We start from the raw sequence: 1,322 nt of genomic DNA, 5'->3' as shown, positions 1-1,322 counted from the left end.
ACCCCGCCCGGGGTGAGGAACCGGGCGGGGTCGGGTGTCCCCCAACGAACGCCGTTGGGTTCTTCTTCGCTATCTACTTCGCCGGCGGGAACGGCGGCTGGTTGATAGTGGAGAAGTACTGGATGGCCGCGCCGATGGCGACCGGGGCGGTGACGAAGATCTGACCGGCCAGGGTGCCGAGGGCGCCGACCGCGACGATGCCACCGAGGCAACCGATGGCGGCAGCCGGGATGAACGCGCCGAACAGGCCGATGATGGCGGCCGAGGCGACCGTCGCACCGGCGATGCCGCCGAGGACACAGCCGATGGCGCCGCCGCTGAGGCCGCCGACCAGGGTGCCGATGGTGGCGCCCATGGTGATGGTGCTGGTCATGCGGGACCAGGCGGCCTGCTCACGGTCGTACTCGTTCTTCCACGGCGCCTTGTCCTCGAAGGGCAGCGCGACCGGCTTGTAGGTCGCGTGCGCCATGTCGAACTGCGGCGTCAGGGTGGCCGAGCGGTCGGCGATATCGGCAGCGATCGGGAACTCGAAGTCGTCGACGCGGAACTTCAGCGGCATACCGGTGAGCACGGTGCCGTTGCTCGCCTTGACCTTGAAGACTCCGTCCTCGACGACCATGGCGCCCGCGTCGGTCTTGATGATGGTCTGGGTATCGGTGGCAGAGGCGGTGAATCCGACCGCTTCGTCACCGTCGGTCTGCGCACCGGCCGTACCGGCGGCGATCCCGACTGCGGCGACCAATCCGGCGGCCACCGCAACGATTTTCCTCATCGTTATTACTTTCCTCTCGGATTTTCGGGGACATCGGCGCGCGAGCGCGCCGCATGCCGGTCGCGGATCGCGCCGACAGGTTCACAGAGGTCACAGGTCGAGAACGAGCACATCCGATCCGGCCCGGGAGACGCACAGCATCATGGTGTCGCCGCGCGCCCGCTCTTCGGCGGTGAGCACTGAATCGCGGTGGTCGATATCGCCTGCGAGCACGGTGGTTTCGCAGCTGCCACAGGTGCCTTCGCGGCAGGAGGTGATGATCTCGATCCCTGCGGCATCGAGGACGTCGACAATGGACTGAGCCTGGCCGACACGGAAAGTTCTTCCACTGCTCGCCAATTGGACCTCGAATGAGCCGCGCGCCACGCAGGCCACCGGCCGCGGCACGAACCGCTCGATATGCACGTCCGAATTACGCCGCGTCCCCTCGGCTTCCACGGCCGCAAGCAACGGTTCCGGTCCGCAGCAATAGATCGCGGAATCGGGGTGCTCGGCGAGGAGGTCGGCGATAGGCAGTAGTCCGTGCTCGTCCTGCGGCAGCAGTCGCGCC

The 1,322-nt window shown here is 67.2% G+C and carries 2 protein-coding genes; both read right to left on the bottom strand.

What is annotated here, in order from left to right; all coding sequences use genetic code 11:
* Positions 1-73: 73 nt before the first annotated feature.
* Positions 74-772 (bottom strand): DUF8020 domain-containing protein, encoded by a 699-nt coding sequence (locus ON44_RS01645; RefSeq protein WP_040685974.1) that lies wholly within the window; start codon positions 770-772, stop codon positions 74-76.
* Between the two features lie 90 nt (positions 773-862).
* Positions 863-1,322: flavin reductase family protein (locus ON44_RS01640; protein ID WP_040685973.1), on the bottom strand; the 460-nt coding region annotated here is incomplete at its 5' end.

The sequence above is a fragment of the Nocardia vinacea NBRC 16497 genome (genome assembly GCF_000308835.1).
Taxonomy (GTDB): Bacteria; Actinomycetota; Actinomycetes; order Mycobacteriales; family Mycobacteriaceae; genus Nocardia; species Nocardia vinacea.
Note: the sequence above shows the minus strand (reverse complement) of the source record. Positions and strands in the feature narration are given on the sequence as shown.

Excerpts from the sequence above, each read along its gene's own strand:
- ON44_RS01645 (WP_040685974.1), bottom strand. The coding sequence starts at position 772 with ATGAGGAAAATCGTTGCGGTGGCCGCCGGATTGGTCGCCGCAGTCGGG.